This is a genomic window from Symbiobacterium terraclitae (assembly GCF_017874315.1).
Lineage (GTDB): Bacteria > Bacillota > Sulfobacillia > Symbiobacteriales > Symbiobacteriaceae > Symbiobacterium > Symbiobacterium terraclitae.
In genome coordinates, this window is sequence record NZ_JAGGLG010000012.1 from 31,918 (window position 1) to 49,275 (window position 17,358).

Genomic DNA, 17,358 nt, shown 5'->3' on the forward strand with positions numbered 1-17,358 from the left:
CGAGGGAGAGGAGCCATGCGAGCCATCAGGACCGGACCTTCATGGTAAGCACTCCCTTGCTGACCTGGATAAACCCCATTGGGTACCCTATGCCGAAATTTCGACCCGCGTGCCGCGGGACGTGGGTCGCCCGGCTCCTACTCTCTATACAACTGCGGTTTCCGCTATGTCAGCAGAAGCCCCCTCCGATCCAAGTGGGAGGGGGTCAAGCCCCTTTGATCAACGAAGGGAGGGGGTGCCCCCTCCCTACACCCTCCCCCAGGCTGTTGGTACCTGGTGCCCCGGGGGCGGGCCGCACATGTCGGCCCATGATCGAAGTGGGAGGGGCCAAGCCCCCTCCCACACCCTCCCCCCGGCCTTTGCCACGCCGTGCCCCGGGGGCGGGCTGCGCATGTCAGCCCGCCCCCGGTAGGAAGGTCTAGTTATCAACTTGGTTCTCAGCGTGTTGGTCAAGACGCCGAGTCAGCTACTTCTCGCTGGCCAGCCGCCGGAGAACCGTCTGCAGCACGCCGCCGTTGATTGAAGTAGGGAGGGGGGCGGAGCCCCCCTCCCTACACCCTCCCCCCGGCCTTTGCTACGCCGTGCCCCGGGGGCGGGCTGCGCATGTCGGCCCGCCCCCGGTAGGAAGGTCCAGTTATCAACTTGGTTCTCAGCGTACTGGTCGAGACGCCGAATCAGCTACTTCTCGCTGGCCAGCCGCCGCAGAACCGTCTGCAACACGCCGCCGTTCTTGTAGTACTCGATCTCGACGGCGGTGTCGAGGCGGGAGGTCACGTTGAAGCGGATCTCCCGACCGTCGGCCTTCCGGGCGGTGACGGCGAAGGTCTGGCGCGGGGTCAGCTCGCCGCTGATGCCCTCGATCGTGATCTCCTCCGTGCCGTCGAGGCCCAGCGAGGCGGCGTTCTGGCCCTCCTGGAAGACCAGCGGGAGCACGCCCATGCCGATCAGGTTGGAGCGGTGGATGCGCTCGAAGCTCTCGGCGATGACGGCCTTCACGCCCTGGAGCATCACGCCCTTGGCGGCCCAGTCGCGGGAGGAGCCCATGCCGTAGTCCTTGCCCGCCAGCACCACCAGCGGGGTGCCCGACTCCATATACTTCACGGCCGCATCCCAGATGGGCATGACCTCGCCGGTGGGCAGGTACTTGGTGTAGCCGCCCTCCTTGCCGTCGGCGAGGGCGTTGCGCAGGCGGATGTTGGCGAAGGTGCCCCGCTGCATCACCTCGTGGTTGCCGCGGCGGGAACCGTAGGAGTTGAAGTCGACCGGGTCGACGCCCCGCTCCATCAGGTACCGGGCGGCCGGGCTGTCCTTGGCGATGTTGCCGGCCGGCGAGATGTGGTCAGTGGTGATCGAGTCGCCCAGCAGGGCCAGCACCCGGGCGCCACGGATGTCGCTGAGCGGCGCAGGCTGAAGCTGCATGTCCTTGAAATACGGAGGCTGCTGAATGTAGGTCGAGTCGGGATCCCAGGCGAAGAGCTCGCCGTCGGGCGCCTCGAGCTGCTGCCAGTTCTCATCGCCGTCGAAGACCCGGGCGTACTGGGCCTTGAACATCTCCGGCGTGATGGCCTTGCGGATGGCCTCCTGGATCTCGGCGTTGGTCGGCCAGATGTCCCTGAGGTAGACGGGGTTGCCGTCCTTGTCCTCGCCGATGGGCTCGCTCTTCAGGTCGATGTCCACGGTGCCGGCCAGAGCGTACGCGACGACCAGCATCGGGGAGGCCAGGAAGTTGGCCTTGACCAGCGGGTTGACCCGGCCCTCGAAGTTCCGGTTGCCCGAGATGACGGCGGCCACCACCAGGTCGTTGGCGGTGATGTCCTGCGCGACGTCCTCAGGCAGGCTGCCCGAGTTGCCGATGCACGTGGTGCAGCCGTAGCCCACCACGTGGAAGCCCAGCGCCTCCATGGAGTCGAGCAGGCCGGCGGCCTTCAGGTAGTCGGTGACCACGCGGGAGCCGGGAGCCAGCGAGGTTTTCACCCAGGGCTTCCGGGTGAGGCCCTTCGCGACGGCCTTCTGGGCCACGAGGCCGGCGCCGATCATCACGGCGGGGTTGGAGGTGTTGGTGCAGGAGGTGATCGCGGCGATGGCGACGGAGCCGTGCTGGACGCCGGTCTTGGTGGCCACGGCCACCCCGCCGCCCTTCTGGATCTGCTCGTCGAAGTTCTTGTGGAAGGTGGGCTTCACCCCGCTGAGCACCACCCGGTCCTGCGGGCGCCGCGGCCCGGCCAGGGAGGGCTCGACGGTGGAGAGGTCCAGCTCCAGCGTGTCGGTGAACTCGGGGTCAGGCGTCGCGTCGGTGCGGAAGAGCCCCTGCTCCTTCAGGTAGCGGGCCACCATCTCGACGTGCGCCTCGTCGCGGCCGGTCTGGCGCAGGTAGTCGAGCGTGATCTCGTCCACGGGGAAGAAGCCCATCGTCGCACCGTACTCCGGCGCCATGTTGGCGATGGTCGCCCGGTCAGCGAGCGAGAGGTTGGAGAGGCCCGGGCCGTAGAACTCGACGAACTTCTCCACCACACCCTTCTGGCGCAGCATCTGGGTGACGGTCAGCACCAGGTCGGTGGCGGTGGCCCCCTCGGGCAGCCTGCCGGTCAGCTTGAAGCCGATGACCTCGGGCACCAGCATGTACGAGGGCTGACCGAGCATGGCCGCCTCGGCCTCGATGCCGCCGACGCCCCAGCCCAGCACGCCCAGGCCGTTGATCATCGTGGTGTGCGAGTCGGTGCCCACCACCGTGTCGGGCAGGGCGACCTTCTCCCCGTCGATCTCGCGCAGGGCAACGCAGGGGGAGAGGTACTCCAGGTTGACCTGGTGGACGATGCCCATGCCCGGCGGCACGGCGCGGAAGTTGCGGAAGGCATTCTGGGCCCACTTGAGGAACACGTAGCGCTCCCTGTTCCGCTTGAACTCCAGGTCGACGTTGAACTTGTACGCCCAGTCAGTGCCGAAGGCATCGACCTGCACCGAGTGGTCGATGACCAGGTCCACCGGCACCAGCGGGTTGATCTGGTCAGCCTTCCCGCCGAGCTTCACCATGGCGTCGCGCATGGCGGCCAGGTCGGCCACCACCGGCACGCCGGTGAAGTCCTGCAGGACCACCCGGGAGGGGATGAAGGGGATCTCCTTCCGGGGAAGGCTCTGCGGGTTCCAGGACGCCAGGGTGCGCACGTCCTCTTCGGTGACCAGGAAGCCGTCGAGGTTCCGCAGAAGGTTCTCCAGGAGGATGCGGATCGAGAAGGGCAGCCGGTCGAGCTTGACCAGTCCGGCCTTCTCCAAGGCGGCGAGCCGGTAGATGACCGCGGTGCCCGAGCCCGTATCGAAGGTCGCCCTGGCCTGGAAGACATCTGTGCGGGTCATGTCAGCATCCCTCTTCTCCACTGCATTTTGTCCCACGGCGATTGGCCCCGGCGTGCCCCCACCCTTCGTACTCGGGATCCATGATTATTTGGGGTGCATACCGGAGAAGACTAGTAGTCCATAGCCTTATTCTAGACCAATCTTTCGGAGCAGTAAATCGACGCCCCTATGACGCGTCGTTATGAGGCCATAATGCAGGAGGGTCGGGAGCTTTTCGACCGCGGACAGGGGAGTGTCGGCGGTTCGAAAGAGGTATACAATAGACGCATGGAAGTTGTTCAGAGCCGTGTGGTGCGCCGGCTGGACGCGCTGTTTCGCACCGGGTATCCACACCCCATGAACCTCTTTGCGGCCCTCATGCTGGCCTTCGTGCCCGCGCTCTCGTGGCTGTCGGGTGAGGCCGCGGACAGGGCGGCGTGGGCGCGCCTGACGAGCATCGCCCTCGGCCTGATCTACTTGGCCGTCTGGACGCGGATCCGCCCCGTTGCGCCTGCCTGGCGGCGCGGGGCCTACCACGAGCTCTACCTGCTGGCGCAGGCGGCCATGGTGGCGGCCATCTACGCCCTGGACGGCGGGTTGACGCGCTTCCTTTTTTCGGTGGTGGCCGTCCAGGCCGTCTACCTGATTCCGGTCCGGCGGTGGGCGCCCTTCGTGGGCACCCTGGCCGCCCTCTGGCTGGCCCTGTACCTGGCCATCACGCCCCCGGGTGAGCCGGGCGAGAACATGGTGGCCAGCATCGGCATGTACTTCCTCTACCTGGTCTTCGCCTCGCTGGTGACCCTCACGATGCTCCAGCAGGAGCGGCAGGGCCGGCTGGCCCAACAGCTGCTGGAAGGGGTGAACCAGCGGCACGAGGTGCTGCGAGAGTACGACCAGACGGTGGAGCACAGGGCCGAGAGCGAGGAGCGGGAGCGGCTGGCCCAGACGATCCACGCCCGCCTGGCCGTGCGGCTCGGGGACCTGGAGGTGCAGCTGCGGAAGATCCTGGAGAGCGGCTCGCCGGACAGGCAGGCGGTGCGGGGCGCCCGGCTCCAGGCCAAGGCCGTGCTGGGCGAGGTGCGCGACGCGGTGCGCGCGCTGCGCCCGGCCGAGGAGGGCGGCGAGCTGGAGGAGGCCGATTCCCCCTGGCGGTTCGACGCCCCACCGGAGCCGCAGGTGAACCTGAAGCTGACCGACCCCATCAACCTGTACCACATCTGGAACGTGGGCGTGCTCGTGCTCACCGCCGGGGTGATGACGGCATCCCGGCTCGTAGGCGGCAGCCCGGACTGGCTCCGGGTGCTCCTGCTCACGCTGGGGCTGCTGACGGTCTATGCCGGTGCCTCGGCGCGGGGGGTTCCGTACGCGCTGCGCGCCCTGTTCGTCGTCATCGGCGCCGGCCTCGTTTACACGCTGGTCCTGCTCACCCGGGAGCCGCTGATGAACCACCTCTTCCTCGTGGTCTCCGCGCAGATGGTCTTCCTGATGCCGGGGGGGACGTGGGGGGTCGTCGCGGCGGTGGCCTTTCCCACCGTGCTGACCGCGGCCGCCCTGCTGTTCTCCAACGCGGCGCTGGGCGTCTCGCCCCTGTCGCTCACCGTCGCCTTCGGCGTCACCTACTTCTTCGCGGCGGTCATGGCTCACATGACCCGGCTGCAGGTGGAGGCCCGCACCCGGGCCATCCACTACGCCCAGCAGCTCCGGGAGGTCAACCGTCTGCTGGAGGCGAGGCTGCTGGAGGCCAGGCAGGTGGCCATCGCCCGCGAGCGGGTGCGCATGGCGCGCGAGATCCACGACGGGCTGGGCCACCACCTCACAGCCGTGATCGTCGACCTGCAGAACGCCGAGGCGCTGGCGGCGGAGGAGCCCGATGCGGCCCGCGCCCACGTGCACAGCGCCCTGGAGGTCATCCAGGCCGCCATGCGCTCCAGCCAGGAGATGGTCGACGCTCTGGACCGCTTCGAGCGCCCGCTGCCCAAGGCCATCCACGACCTGGTCACGCGCTGGATGCAGGTGACCGGCACCCCGGTGATCCTGCGGGTCGACGGCGGTGGCTCCGACCTGTCCACCGCGGCCCGGATGACCCTGTTCCGGACGGTGCAGGAGAGCCTGACCAACATCCAGAAGCACGCGCGGCCCACCCGGGTCGAGATCGCCCTGACCCAGCTGGCCGACCGGGTGATCCTGCGGGTGATCAACGACGACCTCGGCCGGAGCGAGCACGACGAGGCGGTGCGTTCCGGCTTCGGGCTCCTCGGCCTGAAGGAGCGCGCACAGGCGCTCATGGGCGAGTTCGAGGCCGGGCCGCGCAGCGAGGGTGGCTTTCAGGTGTCACTGATCCTGCCGATCGGGCACTGACGGGGGGAACGCCTTGTGGACGGAGGCAAGATCCGCATCATGATCGTGGACGACCAGTCCCTGCTCAGGCGGGGGCTGGCGGCGCTGCTCAACCGCAACCCGGACATGGAGGTGGTCGCCGAGGCCGGCGACGGGGAGGAGGCGCTCCGGGTCGCCGCCGAGGCCGATCCTGACGTCATTCTCATGGATGTGCGCATGCCGGTGCTCGACGGGGTGGCGGCCACCCGGGAGCTGGTCCGCCGCGGCTGCCGGGCCGGCGTGATCATCCTGACCACCTTCGACGACGACGAGTACATCTTCGAGGGCCTGGCGGCCGGCGCGCGCGGCTACCTGCTGAAGGACGCGGAGTACGAGGAGCTGTCGCAGGCCATCCGCACCGTGGCCAGCGGTGAGTCTCTGCTGCAGCCGCAGATCACCACGCGCGTGCTCAAGGAGTTCAGCCGCCTCTCGTCCATGGCCGCCTCCCGGCCGAAGCCGCAGGCGCTGGCCGAACCGCTCACCGAGCGGGAGCTGGAGGTGCTGCGGCTGATGGCCTCGGGCGCCTCCAACCAGGACATCGCAGCCGCGCTCTACATCGGGCTGGGCACGGTCAAGCACCACGTGCGGGCAATCTTCGGCAAGCTGGGCGCCCGTGACCGGGTGCACGCGGTCCTCCTGGCCCAGGAACTCCACCTGGTGTGACCGGGGTTCCTCCCCATTTTGGACTATAACTCCAGGCAGACGCGCCGCCCCGCGGGCGGCGCTCAACTGTGCCCTGGGATCGGTCCTGCAGGCAGATGTCATGCCCGCCTCGCCGGGTTACGCTAGTCTGAGTAACGTGGGCGCCCCAGCTTTCCGCTGTGTGCCGCCCTGCGAGGAGGAACTGGCATGACGCACGGTCGCTCCTGCACGCTGGTCGTCGACGGTGGAGCAGACCTGCCTGAGGACCTGGTCAGGCAGTATCACATTCAGGTGGTTCCGCTCACGGTCCACTTCGGCGCGGAGTCCTATCAGAGCGGTGTGACCATCACCCCCGCCGAGTTCTACCAGCGTCTGAAGGCGCGCGGCGAGTTCCCGACCACCTCGCAGCCGTCCGTGGGCGACTACGTCGCGGCATACCAGCGGGCCGCGGAGCACGGGCTGCCCATCCTGTCGCTCCACCTCTCCAGCGGCCTCTCCGGCTCCTACAACGCCGCCCGGGCCGCCTGCTCGCTCCTGCCGCACCTGGACATCACCCAGGTGGACACCATGACCCTCTCGGGTGAGATGTCCCTCCAGGTGCTGGTGGCCGCCGAGATGGCGGAGCGGGGCCTGCCCGTCGCCGAGATCTGCGATACGCTGCGGGCCATCAACGCCCGCTCGCACCTCTACTTCACGATCGACAAGCTGGACTACCTGCGCAAGGGGGGCCGCATCGGTCGCGTCGCCGGGGCCGTGGGCGGACTCCTCGGCATCCGCCCCATCGTCACGGTCGACAAGTCCACCGGGACGTACATCGCCGTCGGCAAGGCGCGGTCGTTCCGGCGTGCCGTCGAGGAGGTGGCCCAGCGCATCATCGACGAGGTGGGCGAGGGCAACGAGGTGAGCCTGATGGTCCTCGAGGGTTACTGCCCCGAGCAGGTCGCCCACGTCGTCGCCCTGCTCCGCAGCCGGCTGAACGTCATCTGGTTCCATCACCTGCACGTCAACCCGAGCCTCGGCGCCCACGTCGGCCCCGATGCCCTGGGCGTGGCATACTTCCCCGGCCCGTTGCCGTACCTGGCGCGCGACGTCGTCGCCGCCGACTGACCCAACCCATACAGTGAGGACGGCCGCCCGCAGACCGGGCGGCCGTCTGTGCCGTGCTGCCTACAGGTCGTAGCTCTCGCCGGGCCGGAGCACGACCGGCGTGGTCGAAGTCGTCTCCCGCACACGCGCGACGAAGTCGCCGGGATCCTGCACGAGGACGGGGAAGGTGCCCCAGTGCATGGGGATGACCACCTTGGGCTGGATCCACTGCACGGCGGTGGCGGCGTCTTCCGGCCCCATCGTGTAGTTGTCGCCGATGGGCAGCAGCGCCACGTCGATGCCCGGCTCCTCGATGACGCCGTTCAGCAGCTTCATGTCGCTGAACAGGGCGGTGTCGCCGGCGTGGTAGATGCGCTTGCCGCCCAGGTGGATGACGAAGCCCGCGGCGTGGCCGCCGGTCGAACCGAAGCCGTGGTAGGCCAGGGTGACCCGGACCAGCCCGAAGTCGAAGCGGCGCTTGCCGCCCAGCGCCAAGTCGGCGACGTTCACGCCGTCCTTGGCCAGCTCCTGTGCAGCCTCAAAGCTGGTGATGACCGTCGCGCCCGTCCGCCGGGCGATGGCCGCGGTGTCGCCCACGTGATCGCCGTGCATGTGCGTCACCAGGATGTACTGCGGGTTCAGCTCCTCAGCCTTGACGGGGCAGACCGGGTTGCCCGTGATGAAAGGGTCGATCAGCAGGTTCCACCGGTCATGCGTAATCTCGAACGCCGAGTGACCCAGGTACCGGATTCGCACGAGATCGCCTCCTTCGGGTTATCTTCTAATAATGAAGTGATGCCCTCCGGGCCGCGCCCGCGTGCGGAGAACGAGGCCGGGCGGGCATCGCGCTGGAGCACCCTGTACCCTATTTCCCGATTGCTCCCTCCATTCTCCTGCTTCTCCGAATGCTCAGACCGCGCGAGCGCCGCTGCCGCGCAGCTGCCGGCGCACAGCATGTGGCATAGACCTGGTGGCGCGGCGTGGGTATAATAGACCCGCCACTTATGTCATGGCGGGGGTGATGGGGTTGCCGGAAAAGCTGCTCAAACCGATCCGCATCGGCAGTCTGACCATCGAGCGCCCGCTGGCGCTGGCCCCCATGGCCGGCGTCACCAACTGGCCGTTCCGCCGCCTCTGCAAGGAGCAGGGCTGCGGGCTGGTCGTCACCGAGTTCGTGAGCGACAAGGCACTGATCTACGACAGCCGGCGCACGCGGGAGATGATCCTGCTGCTGGACGACGAGCGGCCGGCGGGCGTGCAGATCTTCGGCGCCGAGCCCGACACGATGGCCCGGGCCGCCGTCCGCGTCGTCGAGCTGGTGCAGCCGGACTTGATCGACATCAACATGGGCTGCCCCGCCCCCAAGGTCACGCGGGGCCGCGGCGGTTCGTCGCTGCTCAAGGAGCCGGAGCTGGCTCAGGAGATCGTCCGGCAGGTAGTGCGGGCCGTGGCCCCGCTTCCGGTCACGGTGAAGATGCGCATCGGCTGGGATGCGCGGTCGATCAACGCCGTGGAGGTCGCCCGGCGGGTGGAGGAGGCCGGGGCCGCGCTCATCACGGTGCACGGGCGCACCAGGGAGCAGCACTACTCGGGCCGCGCCGACTGGGACGTGATCGCGGCGGTGGCCCGGGCGGTGTCGGTTCCGGTGCTGGGCAACGGCGACATCACCAGCCCCCGGGACGCCGAGGAACGTCTGCGCACCACCGGTGTGGCGGGGCTGGCTATCGGCCGCGGCGCGTTGGGAAATCCGTGGGTGTTCAGCCGCACCCTGCACTACCTGGAGACGGGCGAGATGCTGCCGGAGCCTGACGCCCGGCAGCGCGTGGAGATGGCGCTCCGGCACCTGGACCTGATGATCGCCTACAAGGGCGAGTTCCTTGCGGTGCGGGAGATGCGCAAGCACGCGGCCTGGTACCTGAAAGGGCTGTATGGCGCCGCGGAGGCCAGGGCCGCCATCAACCGGGCGGAGCGCCCTGACGAGATGCGGTCTCTGCTCCTGGCCTTCCTCGAGCGGTGGGAGGCCCGCGGCGGCGGGTATGAGGCGCCCGCGGAGGACGACGGCATGTTCGCAGCGCGCGACGAGATGGCTTCGGAATGCGGCGAGGCGAACCTGGAATGCAGGCAGGCGCTGCCGGAATAGGCCCCTGTGTGCCCCGGAATCCGCACAAAGCGTCAGACTGTTAAGTTGACACTGGCTGCCGAGCGCACGTATAATGTATAGGCTACAGAAGCAGGGCACTGCGAGGAACCGGGCCCGGGCCGGATGCTGTCCGGCCGAGCAGGACCGGACTCGTAGTGCTTCATCGCAGCAGGGGGGTCCCGGGGGTATACTGCGGCTTTGCCGGCTCGTATACATCCGTAGCTTGACGAGGGTTCGTAACGCTGACCATCGTTGGGTGTAGTTGTGGAGAAAAGGGGAGAACCGCATGTCCGAGAAAGAGGTACTCCTATCCCTGGACGGCCTGAAGCAGCTGGAGCAGGAGCTGCTTCACCTGCGGACGGTGAAGCGCCTCGAGGTAGCAGAACGGATCAAGCAGGCCCGGGAGTACGGCGACATCTCGGAGAACTCCGAGTACGAGGATGCCAAGAACGAGCAGGCGTTCATCGAAGGCCGCATTCTGGTGCTGGAGAAGATGCTCCGCAACGCCCGGGTGATCGACGAGCCGGTCGGTGAGCACGAGGTGGTGCTGGTCGGCAGCACGGTGGTGCTCAAGGACCTGGAGTACGGCGACGAGTTTACCTACACCATCGTGGGCACCACGGAGGCGGACCCCTCACATAACCGCATCTCCAACGAGTCCCCGGTCGGCCGGGCGATCATGGGGCAGAAGGTGGGGACCGTCGTCGAGGTCGATGCGCCCGACGGGAAGCTGAAGTACGAGATCGTGGAGATCAAGTAGCGGGGGGCATGCGCCCCCCGCCCTCAGTCCCTTGCCTCCCTGCCCATCCGGATGGCCGGGCCGTCCCCCCGCTCCCGGCCGGGCGGCGGGTTGCGGGGCTCGGGCGCCTCCCAGGCCCGGACGGTCTGCTCGCGCCCAGGGGCGCTGACGCTCCGGTCGGCGCGCAGGCTGTGCTCGTATGCGGACTGGCCCAGGTCGCCGGCCGTGGGTCCGGCCTGCGGCTGCTTCATGTCGTGGAGCGGTCTTGGCACGGACATCGCCTCCCCCGCGTAGTCTGCCCCGGTCTGAGCGGGCGCTGAGTGGCAAGATCATGGCCCGGTGGCAGCAGGATCAGCGTTGACAAGGGATGAACGTGACGGGTACAATAGCTAAGCGGTCGACGGGGCTGTAGCTCAGCTGGGAGAGCAGCGCCTTTGCAAGGCGAAGGTCGAGGGTTCGAATCCCTTCAGCTCCACCAAGTGGCGGACCGGGCAGTGCCCGGTCCGCTTTTGTGCGCAGTCGGCCTGGCTCTGGGATAGGAACAAGGCAGGGCGGCCCCGATGAGGGCCGCCCTGCTGCGGTGTGCGGGTTACTTCACGATCAGCTTGCCCGTCATGCCGGACTCCCGGTGGCCGGGCACGTCGCAGATGATCTCGTGCTCGCCCTTCTTGCTGGCCTTGACCTGGATGCTGGCGGTCTGGCCGGCCGGCACCTGGCCGGAGTTCACGTTCAGGGCGGGGATCAGGAAGTTGTGGGCCACGGCCGGATCCTTGTTCACCAGGGTAATCTTGACGGTGTCACCCTCGTTGACCTCCAGGACATCCGGCGTAAACTTCATCTCGCCGTTGATGCCCATCTCGACGGTCAACTCCGTCACGTTGCCGCCGCCGCCACCACCGCAGGCAGTCAGAACACCCAGGGACAGCACGGCAACAAGCAAGAGCATGGCAATCCGCTTCATCGTTGACGTTTCACTCCCTTTCTTCTGGACTCCATCTTGCCAAACCGCGGAGATTGCCTCAATCGGACGCGCGATGTACCCGAGCACTCCCATCTACGCAGGGGGTAGGGTCTAGACCCTAAGGACTACCATGCATGCAACTTCCGTGCTAGGCGTGTTAAAATAGCGGCCGAAAACCCTGTAGTTGCACTTATTTACAGAAATACAGGCAACTCCGGCAGAGATAATACCACGGCGTCCACCACCGCATCAAGGTGTACTCGCGCTCACATTCACCACATTTGGGTTGAAGTTGTGCTCATACTTTAATATATGCGAGCCTGAAACTCTGGGGGCGTTCACGTGGCAAGTGTTGCACGAGCGCTGGGAACAGGACTCCTTGTGGCGCTCGCCGCCCTGATCCTCTTTCCGGGGAGTGCCGCGGCCTCGCACCTGAGCGGCGGCGAGAGCGACCTGATGGGTCTCTACGGCGGCATCGCGCTGGTGCTCGGCTTCGGTGGCCTCCTCGGCGTGCTTGGACTGGTGCCCCGGCGGTGGCGCCGGCTCGGCCACCGCTACGGCCGGTGGCTTCTCGCCATCGGGCTGCTGGTTCTGGTAGGCGGGGGCTTCCACGCCAGCGCAGTGGGCGTTGCGGAGCGGCGGCTGGGCGACGAGGCGTGGGGGCGCCTCGCCACTCAGCAGCTCCTCGGCACCCTGGTGGTCTTCGTCTCGTTCTGGGGCGGGGTCTACTACCTCGCCAGCCGCACCGGGGTGCTGAACATGGGCGAGTCGGTGAAGTACGTCGTCCTGCGGAACGGCGACCCGCCCGAACCGACGGCGAGCCGGGTCGCGCGGCCCGGCGAGCAGCGGCTGATGTGGATTCCGTTTGCGGCCATGGGCATCCTGGCGGTCTGCTTCACGGTGGGGGTTCTGGTCGCGATTTTCCGTATTCCGCCAGGTGCAAGACTCTAGGCTGCTGCGGTGCAATCTGCACAAGGGAGGAGAGAGCTGATGTTCAGCGCCGTAGAAGGATCCGCAAGTCGGAACTTCTTCTACACCGCGGTCCTGTGGATGGCCATCGGGATGAGTTTCGGATTGTTTGCAGCTGTGCTCCTTATTTTCCCCGACCTGGTGAAGGGCATTCCCGTGCTCGAGTATTTCACCTTCGGTCGGGTGCGCCCGACCCACACCAACCTGGTGCTCTTCGGCTGGCTGAGCGGTGCCTACTTCGCGACGCTCTTTTACATGATTCCTCGCCTGTGTGGCACCCCGCTCTGGAGCGAGCGCCTGGGCAACTTCACCGTGGTGCTGCACAACCTGCTGATGACCGCCTACGCGATCACCCTGCTCCTGGGCATGAACGCGGGCCGGGAGTACGCCGAGTCGACCTGGGTCCTGAAACTCCTCACCGTGGTGCTCTTCGCTCTGGTCTTCTTCAACGTGGTCATGACCGTGGTCAACCGGAAGGAGAAGGAGCTCTACGTCACCGCCTGGTACATGCTGGGCGCGGTAGCGACCACACCGATCATCTACGTCGTGGGTAACCAGTTCCTCATGCCGACCAACCCCATCACCGGCGTGAACGACGCCGTGGTCAACTGGTTCTATGGGCACAACATCCTGGGCTACTGGTTCACGCCCATTGGCGTCGGCGCCGTCTACTACCTCCTGCCGAAGCTCACGGGCAACCCGGTCTGGAGCCACAGGCTCTCCATGATTGGCTTCTGGATGCTCATGTTCGTCTACGGTCCGACGGGGGCCCACCACCTGGTCAATGGCCCGGTGCCGTACTGGCTGCAGACCGTCGCCATCGCCTTCTCCGTCTGCCTGATCATCCCGGTCTGGACCGTTCTCACCAACTTCTACGGCACCATGAACGGCCGCTGGGGCGCACTGAAGGAGTCGGTGCCCCTGAAGTTCACCGTGAGCGCCATGGTCTTCTACTTCATCACCTGCTTCCAGGGGCCCATGCAGTCGCTGCGGTCCGTCAGCGCTGTGACGCACTTCACCAACTGGGTGGTGGGCCACGCCCACCTGGCCCTCGTGGGCACCTTCTCCTTCATCATGTTTGCCACCATCTACTACGCCCTGCCCCGGTTGATCAACCGGGAGATCTGGTCGGCCAAGCTGATGGACTGGCACTTCTGGCTCTCGCTCATCGGCTTTACGCTCTTCTTCGTCTCCCTGACCGTGGGCGGCCTCGTGCAGGGCTCCGACTGGGCGGCGAACCAGTCTGCCAACTTCATCGCCTCGGTCATCAACCAGCGGCCCTTCAACATCGCCCGGGCCGTGGGCGGTGCGATGATCCTGGGCGCCCAGTTCCTGTTCATCTATAACATTTACAAGACCGCGACTGCCGGCAGCCGGTTCAGCGCCAGCAGCGCCGAGGCCGGCTCCGCCATGGCCGGCGCGTAGAGAGGAGGCGATGTGCGATGGGCCACAAGTTTGAGAAGAACGCCGCGCTGCTCGCTCTCGGCGCCTTCCTGCTCCTCAGCTTCGCGGTGGCGATCACCGTGGCGCTGCCGCTGATGCAGGAGGACCTGTACGCTGCCTCGCCCTCGTCTCCCCGCTACGAGGGGATGTTCAACGACGGAAAGCCCATCAGCCCGCAGGTGGCCAGGGGTCGGCAGATCTACATCCGCGAGGGCTGCTTCTACTGCCACACCCAGCAGGTCCGCACGCTGGATAACGACGCCGCCTTCCAGGCTCCTGCCGTCACGCTGGACGACGGCACCGTCCTCGGCGGCCGTCCGACCCGCCCCGAGGACTACGGCAACGACAACCCGGCGCTGCTCGGCTCCCAGCGGACCGGCCCGGACCTGAAGTACGTCGGGCACCGCCTGCCCTCCAAGGACTGGCATATCGCGCACCTGATCGACCCGCGGTCCACCGAGCCCAACTCGATCATGCCGTCCTACGCCCATCTGCCGCCCGACGAGCTGGACGCGCTGGCCGAGTACCTGCTCACCCTGCGCGACTGGGCCATCCCGATCAAGACGCTGGCCAAGTACCCCGGGCCTGACATCCTCGCCGCCACCGACGACCTGCTGCCCGAGGAGTACCGCAATCTGCAGAACCCGTACAGCGGCGACGATGCCGCTGTCCTGGCCCGGGCCGAGGCGCTGATCGAGGCCAACGGCTGCCTGGCCTGCCACGGGCAGGACATGAGGGGCAAGACCGCCGCCGACGGCTGGGCCAGCCCGCCCTATCCGACCAACTGGTACAAGGCGGCGGAGACCCACTCCGAGCAGTTCATCTTCTGGGTGATCTCCGAGGGCACGCTGAAGGAGGACGGCACCGGCTCCGGCATGCCGGCGTGGCGCCTCAACGGCATCTCGGAGGAGGACCGCTGGGCCCTCACCACCTACATCAAGTCCCTGGCCGGCAAGGAGTAGCCATCAAGGGGGGACCCGCCGGTGGATATCGAGTGGACCCGGTTCGGCGACCTGGCGCCCTCCAGCGGCCTGCTGCTGCTGTTCATCCTGGTCGTCTGGGCCCTGATCGCCCTGGTCATGTACTGGGCGTTCATCTCGGGCAGCACGAGCATGGGTGAGGGCGTGAAGTTCAAGTACGTGAAGGACGACGAACCTGTCTCGCACTGACGGAGGTGTGACCATGTCTGAGGAGAACCGGCCGCAGACCGAGGCCGCGCACGACCAGGGGGCTCCCGTCCCCAAGTTCCTGCTGCTCGTCTACGCCGTGATCGCCCTCTTCTTCATCTACTACATGGCCACTGGCCTGCGCTTCGGGCCCAACAGCCCGACGGGCTTCTGACGTCGGATCGGTCCCCCCTCGCCGCGGGGCGAGGGGGGTCTCTCTCCCGCGGAGGGGATGAAGATGAAGAGCCGCCTCGGCAAGGTGAAAACGGTCATCCGGCGCTATCGCCGTGCCTCGCAGATGGCCGTCCTCTCCCTGCTGATCCTCTCACCGTTCGTGAACCTCTTCCGGTTCGACCTGCCCAGCATGTCGCTCTACCTGTTCGGCGTCCGGCTCTGGACGAAGCACGTGGTCGTCTTCTTCCTGCTGCTGGTAACGGTGATCTACTTCATCATCGCGGCCAGCCTGCTGTTCGGGCGGGTCTTCTGCGGTTGGGTCTGCCCGCAGAACCTGTTCAACGAGGTGACCCGGGAATGGGACCGGCGCTTCGGCCGCGCCGGCAGCATCCTGGTCTCGCTGCTCGTCGGCCTGTTCGGCGGTTTCGTCGTCTGGAGCTACTTCAGCGATGGGACCGTCCTCCTGCGGCAGTACCTGAGCGGGCAGGTACCGGTCGGCCCCACGGCCTTCATCGCCGCCGCCGGGCTCTTCTTCACGCTGGCCATGGCGTGGTGGCGCACCGCGATCTGCCGGGTGGCTTGCCCCTACGGGCACCTGCAGTCGATCATCACGAATGCGGAGACGATGCACCTGCAGGTGTTCAACATGCCGGGCACCCGCGACATCTGCGCCACGTGCGGGCTCTGCGCCGAGATCTGCCACATGGGGGTGGACCCGCGCACGCCTGAGCAGAAGAACTGCGTGGTCTGCGGCGACTGCCTGGACGCCTGCGCCCTCGTCTCGCAGGCCCGCGGGGTGCCGCGGGTGCTGAACTTCACCATCGGCGCGGGCGAACGGGCGGTCGCACTGAGGGAGCGGGGGCGGCTGCTGCAGAACGTGCGCCACCTGGCGCCCCGGCTGGTCCTGCCGCTCCTTCTCACCACGGTGCTCAGCGGTGTGTCGGGCTACCTCCTGGCCAACCGGCCGCTGGTGGACCTGGTGGTGGCCAAGGACCACCGGCACGTGCTGGCGGCCGGCGGCCCGGTGAGCAGCGGCGGCGTCATGGCCGTGTCCCTGATCAACCTCGCGGACCGCGCGGACCACTTCCGCCTGCTCGTCGAGGGGCTGCCGGAGGGCTGGGCCGCCCTGGAGCGGACCACGGTGGACCTCGGACCCGGTGAACGCGCCCTGGTGAGGCTGCGCGTGAACCCGACCGAGCGGCAGGTCGGCATCCATCGCTTCACCGTGCGCGTGGTGGGCGAGCAGAGCGGGGCGGAGGCCAGCTTCGAGACAGTGCACGTGGTGTACTGACCCCGGTTCAAGGAGTTTTCGACTTAGATGGCCGAGCGCGCGAGGATTTGGCGTAGATACAAAGAACTATATCTGGGTGGCCAAACGGGCTACGAGGTTACCCTGCCGAGTGGCTGGGAATCATTGCTGCGCGGGGCGGTTATCGTCTATTCGTATTGATACTGATAACCGCACTCCTTTATAATGATTCTAGTTTGGCTCTTACGTGACTGGTTGGTTTTCGGGTTGCTGGCTTCCGACTTAGGGGAGGTGCTGGTTCGGTGAGTTTGTGGGCCAGGTTCAAGAACACGACGCTCTACAAGTCGATCTACCGAAACGAGTACCCAGATACCCCGCGCAACCAGGTGCTGGTGATTCTCAACAGCGTCGTGCTGCACCTGCACCCGGTGAAGGTGCCCCGGCGCGCCGTGCGGATGAGTTATACCTGGGGCCTTGGCGGGCTGTCGCTGCTCATGTTCCTGATCCTGACCGTGACGGGCGTCTGGCTGATGTTCTACTACGTCCCGGCCGTTCCTGACGCTTACGAATCGATGAAGCTGTTGGAGACCAACGTGATCTTCGGCCCGTTCGCCCGCAATCTGCACCGGTGGGCCGCCCACGGCATGGTTATCGCCGTGTGGCTGCACATGACGCGGGTCTTCTACACCGGTTCCTACAAGCCGCCCCGGGAGTTCAACTGGGTGATCGGCGTCGTCCTCTTCCTCGTAACCGTCCTGCTCTCGTTCACCGGCTACCTGCTGCCCTGGGACCAGCTGGCCTACTGGGCGATCCAGGTAGGCTCCAACATGGCCAAGGTCTCCCCGGTGATCGGTACCTACGTGCAGCGGGCGCTCCTGGGCGGCTTTGACATCGGCCCGGCCACGCTGGTGCGCTGGTACACCCTGCATGTCATCCTGCTGCCGCTGGCGTGCATCGTGCTGATGGCCATGCACTTCTGGCGCATCCGCAAGGACGGCGGCATCTCGACCCCCATCCCGTATGACGAGGATGAGGATCAGGACGAGAATCCGCCGCCGGGCGGCGACGAGCCGAACAAGTAGG

Annotated in this window: 16 protein-coding genes and 1 tRNA gene; 13 read left to right on the forward strand and 4 right to left on the reverse strand. The window is 66.9% G+C overall.

The window, feature by feature from the left end; translation table 11 throughout:
* Positions 1-678: 678 nt before the first annotated feature.
* Positions 679-3,351, reverse strand: coding sequence for an aconitate hydratase AcnA (acnA, locus tag J2Z79_RS08625; RefSeq protein WP_209466466.1), 2,673 nt, complete (start codon positions 3,349-3,351; stop codon positions 679-681).
* Positions 3,352-3,618: 267 nt separating this feature from the next.
* On the opposite strand from acnA, the gene J2Z79_RS08630 reads away from it, so the two are divergent.
* The 3 genes from J2Z79_RS08630 to J2Z79_RS08640 all read left to right on the forward strand — a co-directional run bounded on the left by J2Z79_RS08630 (position 3,619) and on the right by J2Z79_RS08640 (position 7,455).
* Positions 3,619-5,688 (forward strand): sensor histidine kinase, encoded by a 2,070-nt coding sequence (locus tag J2Z79_RS08630; RefSeq protein ID WP_209466467.1) that lies wholly within the window; start codon positions 3,619-3,621, stop codon positions 5,686-5,688.
* 15 nt (positions 5,689-5,703) lie between these two features.
* Entirely contained in the window at positions 5,704-6,369 is a 666-nt protein-coding gene (locus tag J2Z79_RS08635) for a response regulator (protein WP_342589451.1), read from the forward strand.
* A gap of 186 nt (positions 6,370-6,555) precedes the next feature.
* Entirely contained in the window at positions 6,556-7,455 is a 900-nt protein-coding gene (locus J2Z79_RS08640) for a DegV family protein (protein ID WP_209466468.1), read from the forward strand.
* Between the two features lie 60 nt (positions 7,456-7,515).
* Here the strand turns inward: J2Z79_RS08640 and J2Z79_RS08645 are convergent, their stop codons facing one another.
* A complete protein-coding gene (locus J2Z79_RS08645) occupies positions 7,516-8,190 on the reverse strand; it encodes a metal-dependent hydrolase (RefSeq protein ID WP_209466469.1) in 675 nt (224 codons plus the stop codon).
* Between the two features lie 265 nt (positions 8,191-8,455).
* Between J2Z79_RS08645 and dusB the strand changes: the two genes are divergently transcribed.
* Positions 8,456-9,574, forward strand: a complete 1,119-nt coding sequence (gene dusB, locus J2Z79_RS08650; RefSeq protein WP_245302477.1) for a tRNA dihydrouridine synthase DusB — start codon at positions 8,456-8,458, stop codon at positions 9,572-9,574.
* Between the two features lie 286 nt (positions 9,575-9,860).
* Positions 9,861-10,334 carry a transcription elongation factor GreA gene (gene greA / locus J2Z79_RS08655; RefSeq protein WP_209466470.1) on the forward strand — a complete coding sequence of 158 codons (474 nt, stop codon included), beginning with the start codon at positions 9,861-9,863 and terminating at the stop codon, positions 10,332-10,334.
* Positions 10,335-10,357: 23 nt separating this feature from the next.
* On the opposite strand, the gene J2Z79_RS08660 is transcribed toward greA, so the two are convergent.
* Positions 10,358-10,585, reverse strand: coding sequence for a hypothetical protein (locus J2Z79_RS08660; protein WP_209466471.1), 228 nt, complete (start codon positions 10,583-10,585; stop codon positions 10,358-10,360).
* 130 nt (positions 10,586-10,715) lie between these two features.
* On the opposite strand from J2Z79_RS08660, the gene J2Z79_RS08665 reads away from it, so the two are divergent.
* Positions 10,716-10,791 (forward strand) — tRNA-Ala (locus tag J2Z79_RS08665).
* 111 nt (positions 10,792-10,902) lie between these two features.
* Here J2Z79_RS08665 and J2Z79_RS08670 read toward each other — a convergent pair.
* Positions 10,903-11,274: a cupredoxin domain-containing protein gene (locus J2Z79_RS08670; RefSeq protein ID WP_209466472.1), complete on the reverse strand. Its 372-nt coding sequence runs from the start codon at positions 11,272-11,274 to the stop codon at positions 10,903-10,905.
* Positions 11,275-11,616: 342 nt separating this feature from the next.
* Between J2Z79_RS08670 and J2Z79_RS08675 the strand changes: the two genes are divergently transcribed.
* The 7 genes from J2Z79_RS08675 to extP all read left to right on the forward strand — a co-directional run bounded on the left by J2Z79_RS08675 (position 11,617) and on the right by extP (position 17,357).
* On the forward strand, positions 11,617-12,225 hold the full coding sequence (locus J2Z79_RS08675; protein WP_209466473.1) for a hypothetical protein: 609 nt from the start codon (positions 11,617-11,619) through the stop codon (positions 12,223-12,225).
* A gap of 39 nt (positions 12,226-12,264) precedes the next feature.
* Entirely contained in the window at positions 12,265-13,668 is a 1,404-nt protein-coding gene (locus J2Z79_RS08680) for a cbb3-type cytochrome c oxidase subunit I (protein WP_209466474.1), read from the forward strand.
* A gap of 17 nt (positions 13,669-13,685) precedes the next feature.
* Positions 13,686-14,648: a cbb3-type cytochrome c oxidase subunit II gene (locus tag J2Z79_RS08685; RefSeq protein ID WP_209466475.1), complete on the forward strand. Its 963-nt coding sequence runs from the start codon at positions 13,686-13,688 to the stop codon at positions 14,646-14,648.
* Between the two features lie 21 nt (positions 14,649-14,669).
* On the forward strand, positions 14,670-14,855 hold the full coding sequence (locus tag J2Z79_RS08690) for a hypothetical protein (RefSeq protein WP_209466476.1): 186 nt from the start codon (positions 14,670-14,672) through the stop codon (positions 14,853-14,855).
* A gap of 13 nt (positions 14,856-14,868) precedes the next feature.
* On the forward strand, positions 14,869-15,027 hold the full coding sequence (locus tag J2Z79_RS08695) for a hypothetical protein (protein ID WP_209466477.1): 159 nt from the start codon (positions 14,869-14,871) through the stop codon (positions 15,025-15,027).
* A 63-nt stretch (positions 15,028-15,090) separates the two neighbouring features.
* Positions 15,091-16,317, forward strand: a complete 1,227-nt coding sequence (locus tag J2Z79_RS08700) for a 4Fe-4S binding protein (protein WP_209466478.1) — start codon at positions 15,091-15,093, stop codon at positions 16,315-16,317.
* Between the two features lie 260 nt (positions 16,318-16,577).
* Complete coding sequence (extP, locus tag J2Z79_RS08705; RefSeq protein ID WP_209466479.1) at positions 16,578-17,357, forward strand: selenite/tellurite reduction operon b-type cytochrome ExtP; 780 nt, start codon at positions 16,578-16,580, stop codon at positions 17,355-17,357.
* Position 17,358: the final 1 nt, after the last annotated feature.